This is a genomic window from Pseudomonadota bacterium (genome assembly GCA_010028905.1).
Classification (GTDB): domain Bacteria; phylum Vulcanimicrobiota; class Xenobia; order RGZZ01; family RGZZ01; genus RGZZ01.
The window spans coordinates 1-4385 of the sequence record RGZZ01000428.1; the positions used below are offsets into that span (position 1 = coordinate 1).

General features: G+C 66.1%; 3 protein-coding genes. 1 reads left to right on the forward strand and 2 read right to left on the reverse strand.

Going from position 1 to position 4385, the window contains the following annotated elements:
- Nucleotides 1–1903, forward strand: a 1903-nt coding sequence (locus tag EB084_20470) for a M13 family peptidase (protein ID NDD30642.1), incomplete at its 5' end; no start/stop codon positions are given.
- Nucleotides 1904–1947: 44 nt separating this feature from the next.
- On the opposite strand, the gene EB084_20475 is transcribed toward EB084_20470, so the two are convergent.
- Both EB084_20475 and EB084_20480 read right to left on the reverse strand, forming a co-directional pair.
- Nucleotides 1948–4233, reverse strand: coding sequence for a PEGA domain-containing protein (locus EB084_20475; GenBank protein NDD30643.1), 2286 nt, complete (start codon nucleotides 4231–4233; stop codon nucleotides 1948–1950).
- A partial coding sequence (locus EB084_20480) for a hypothetical protein (GenBank protein NDD30644.1) occupies nucleotides 4136–4385 on the reverse strand: 250 nt, incomplete at its 5' end. The genes EB084_20475 and EB084_20480, both read right to left, overlap by 98 nt.

Sequence of the window (4385 nt, forward strand, 5' to 3'; positions counted from 1 at the left end):
CGATTTCTACCAGTACGCGGTGGGTGGCTATACCAAGAGCCACCCCATCCCTGCTGACCGAGCCAGCTGGGGGGTTGACGGCGAGCTGACGCAACGCGTGCAGAACACCCTGCGCGACATTCTCGACACCCTGCCAGACAACGCCCCCGCGGGCAGCAACGAGCAGAAGCTGGGCGATCTCTACCGCAGCGGAATGGACCAGGCACGCATCGACGCCGCCGGCCTGACCCCCCTGCAACCACTGTTCGATCGCATCAGCGCCATCACCGACATGAGCGATGTGCAGGCCGAGGTCGCGCGACTGCACGCCGCCGGCTTCTCTGCGATGTTCGGCTTCGGCGCCACCCCCGACGCCAGGAACCCGCAGCAGATCATCGGCGAGGCCGACCAAGGCGGCCTCTCCATGCCCAACCGCGAGTACTACCTCTCCAGCGATCCAGAGAAGAAGCGCGTGCGTGACGCCTACATCGATCACGTGGCGAAGATGTTCGCCCTGGCCGGCGACGACGCGCTCCAATCACGCGCCCACGCAGTCGAGGTGCTGGCCCTCGAGACACAGCTTGCGGAGGGCTGCCTCACGCCAGAGCAGATGCGTGATCCGCAGGCGCTCTACAATCCCATGGACCGCGCGCAGCTGTCGCAGCTCACGCCGCACATCGACTGGAACCGCTACTTCAACGGCGTCGGTCGCCCCGATATCGAATCGGTGAACGTGGGCATGCCCTCGTTCTTCGCCACACTCGACAAGACCGTTGCGACGAGCACGCCCGGTCAGTGGAAGACCTATCTGCGCTGGCAGGTGCTGCGGCAGATGGCCCCCTATCTGCCAAGCGACATCGAGAAGGAGGGCTTCCGCTTCACGGGAACCGTGCTCACCGGCGTCACCGAGCAGGCCCCTCGCTGGAAGCGTGTGGTGGCCACCACCGATGAGCTCATGGGCGACGCCCTGGGGCAGAAGTTCGTCGAGCGCAGCTTCACCCCCCAGGCCAAGGCGCGAATGCTCGAGATGGTCGAGAACATCAAGGCGGCGGTGCGCGAGAAGATCGCGACCGGGTGGATGTCTGACGCGTCGAAGCAGGGTGCGCTGGCGAAGGTCGACAGCCTCAAGGCCAAGATAGGCTACCCCGACGTCTGGCAGTCGTACGATGCCCTCGACATCCACACCGATGCCTACGCAAGCAACGTCATGCGCGCCAACGCCTTCGCAGCGGCCAACAGCCTGGCCACCATCGGCAAGCCGAAGGATCCGAACAAGTGGGAGATGACCCCGAGCACGGTCAACGCGTACTACATGCCGCCCAACAACGAGATCGTCTTCCCGGCGGCGATTCTGCAACCCCCCTACTTCGATGTGAACGCAGATGACGCGGCCAACTACGGCGCAACCGGCGCCACCATCGGCCACGAGCTGACCCACGCCTTCGACGATGAAGGCTCGCAGTTCGACGCCACCGGCGCGCTGAAGACGTGGATGACCCTGGAAGACCAGGCGAAGTTCCAGCAGCGAGCTGAGGGCGTGGCGAAGCAGTTCGACGAGTTCAGCTACGACGGCCAGAAGTGCAACGGCCATCTCGTCGAGGGAGAGTCCATCGCCGACCTCGGCGGTCTCGAGATCGCCTGGGCCGCCTTCCAGAAGGCCCAGGCCGGGAAGCCCGAGCCGAAGACCGATGACGGCTTCACCCCGGCCCAGCGCTTCTTCTTGAACTACGCCCTGAGCTGGGCCACCAACATCCGCCCGGAGAAGGCCCACCTGCTGCTCTCGAACGACCCGCACCCGCTGCCGTACTTCCGCGTCATCGGGCCGCTCGCGAACCTGCCCGAGTTCCACGAGGCCTTCGGCGTGAAGCCAAGCGATGCCATGATGCGACCGGAGAACGTGCGCAACAAGCTCTGGAACGCGTGATCACAGCCCTCAGGCCTTCCTGCGGCGCTGCAGCCTGAACGGCGTCAGCGCGGGGTGGCGCGGGGCGCGGGAATGTCAACCGAGGTCGCCCGTGGCTCCGGTACCGGACGCTGCGGGACAGACACGGGCGGCCGCACCACAGGCGGTCGATAGGGAGGCGGCTCGTAGGTCGGGACACGCTGCGGGACCGTCGGGACATCGAGACTCCCATTCGGTACGCGTGCGCCCCCCACCGGATCGAGGTGGAAGTCGAGACGCGCCTCCTGTCCGGCCTTCAGCTTGATGGTTCCCGTCTCCGCGACGTGATCCGGCGCGAACACCTTGTAGCGGTGATTGCCCTCCGCAAGGCTGCGGAGCGTCACCGGCACGCGACCGATCTCCTTCTCATCGACCACGACCTTGGCCCCCAGAGGCGTGGCATTGATCCGCAGCGTCGCCTCCTTCACGAGGGGGACGGCAAGCTTCACGTCGGTCTGGGCGCGCGCCTCGGCGGTGACGATGCGCGTGAGATATCCCTGCTTTCGAACCTTCAGGGTGTGCGGCCCCGGGGAGACGGTGAGCCAGAGACAGCCGCTCGAAGCCTCGACGGCGGCGCCACCGTCGAGGAACACCTTGCCTCCCGTGGGAGAGACCTCGACCCCCAGCCGCGTGGGCGCGAGCGCTGGCGAAGGGAGAGACGACGGCGACACCGCGGGAGAGGCAGGGGCGGAAGACGACGCGACCGATGCCGTGGGAGACGGAGAGCCACCCGCGATCTTCGGCACCCGTGAGGTGAACGGCCAGATCTCGAACGCCGACAAGGCCGCCGTGCTGAGGCCGAGCAGCGCGATGACGACAAGCGCCGGGATGACCGGAGAGCGTGCCTGCGACTTCCCCGCACCGAGCACGGTGGGGTTCTGCGAACGAGGCAGCGGCCGTTGCGAGAGGTCCTCCGGCTGTGCCTGAGGAGAGGGTTGCAACGCCACAGGCACCGGCGCGGGTGTGGAAGGCGCGGGTTCGGGAGACGACGCCACAGGCACCGGCGCGGGTGCGGAAGGCACGGGTGCGGGAGGGGGTTGCCCTGAGCTCTCAGACGTGGGCGGCGAGGTCGACGCCTCGACAGTCGAAGTCGAGGCCGATGGTTCGACCGTCGGATTGGGGGCAGAAGCCATCTCTTGCGGTCCTGTGCCGTCGTCGGCCGCAGCCCCCGTGATGCTCGACCGAAAGCGACGCGCCGGACGCTGCAGATTGCCCGACGACGATGCGTTCCGCGTCCGCGCGGCAAGGAGGCCGTCGATGCGATCGATCACCTCGCGAGCGGTCGATGGGCGCGCTTCTGGCTTGAGCTCGAGAAGCTGGAGCACCAGCGCCTCTGTCTCCACAGAGACCAGTGCGTTCAGCTGCCGTGGAGGCGTGAGGATCTCACCGTTCATCCAGCGGTCGGTGGCTTCTGCCGGGATCGTGCCGGTCAGAAGGGAGTACATGGTAGCCCCGAGGGAGTAGAGGTCGGAGCGAGGGTCGGTGCGCATGCGACCCTGCGAGCCGTACTGCTCCGGTGGCGCGTAGCCCGGCGTGCCCGCGCCTTTGATGATGGTGTGCGTGCCCTGTGCCGAATCAAAGAACTTCGAGATGCCGAAGTCGATGAGCTTCAGGCGATCACGCTCATCTTCGGCGCCATGCGCCGCGCGCAGCAACATGATGTTCGACGGCTTGAGATCACGGAAGATGACGGCCGGCTTGACGTTGTGCAGGTAGTCGAGCACGCGCGCCACCCCGTCGGCGACGCGCAGCACCATATCTTCGGGCAGACTGCCGCCGCTCTGGTTCACCAGCGTCTCGAAGGTGTCTCCGGCGATGTAGTCCATCACGAGATAGTGGCGGGAATCCTGCTCGAAGAAGTTCGTGACGCGAGGCAGGCCAGCGTGTTCGAGACTGGCGAGGATGCGGGCTTCCTTGAGGAACTGATCGGCAGCCAGGGCACGCTCGTTGGCAGAGAGGAAATGAACCTTCATCTCCTTGATCGCAACGCGATTGCCGAGAACGGCATCTTCAGCGAGGTAGACGATGCTCATCCCCCCCTCGCTGAGCGGTTCTGTTATCTTGTATCGCCCTTGCAGCATCGCGCCGACCGCGAGCATTGGTTCCTCCACGACGCACAACAGCACGCCGACCGCGCAGATAAGGCGTTGTTCGTCGACATCGGCAAGGGGTTCCTGCGCAGCGCCGGATGGGCTCGCGCAACGAAAGCCGCGATCACTCTCCGGCGACGATCTCCAGCTCGGCTCGGGCGGCCGTGATGCCGTCGATCTCGAGAATGATCTGGTAGTGTCCGGGCTTCTCGCCCAGCGCATTGCCTTTCAAGAGGTACCCGTTGTGACGGTCCGGATCGGCACGGCGAACCATGTCGACGCGATCGATGCGCTCACCCGCCGCGACGGTGAAAGCGCCCCCCATGGTACGCCCGTAGGAGGTTCCGGCACGGTCGACGAGACGCACGAGCAGC

Coding starts and splice junctions, on each gene's coding strand:
- EB084_20475 (NDD30643.1), bottom strand. CDS start 4,233: ATGCGCTGGGCGAGAAGCCCGGACACTACCAGATCATTCTCGAGATCG.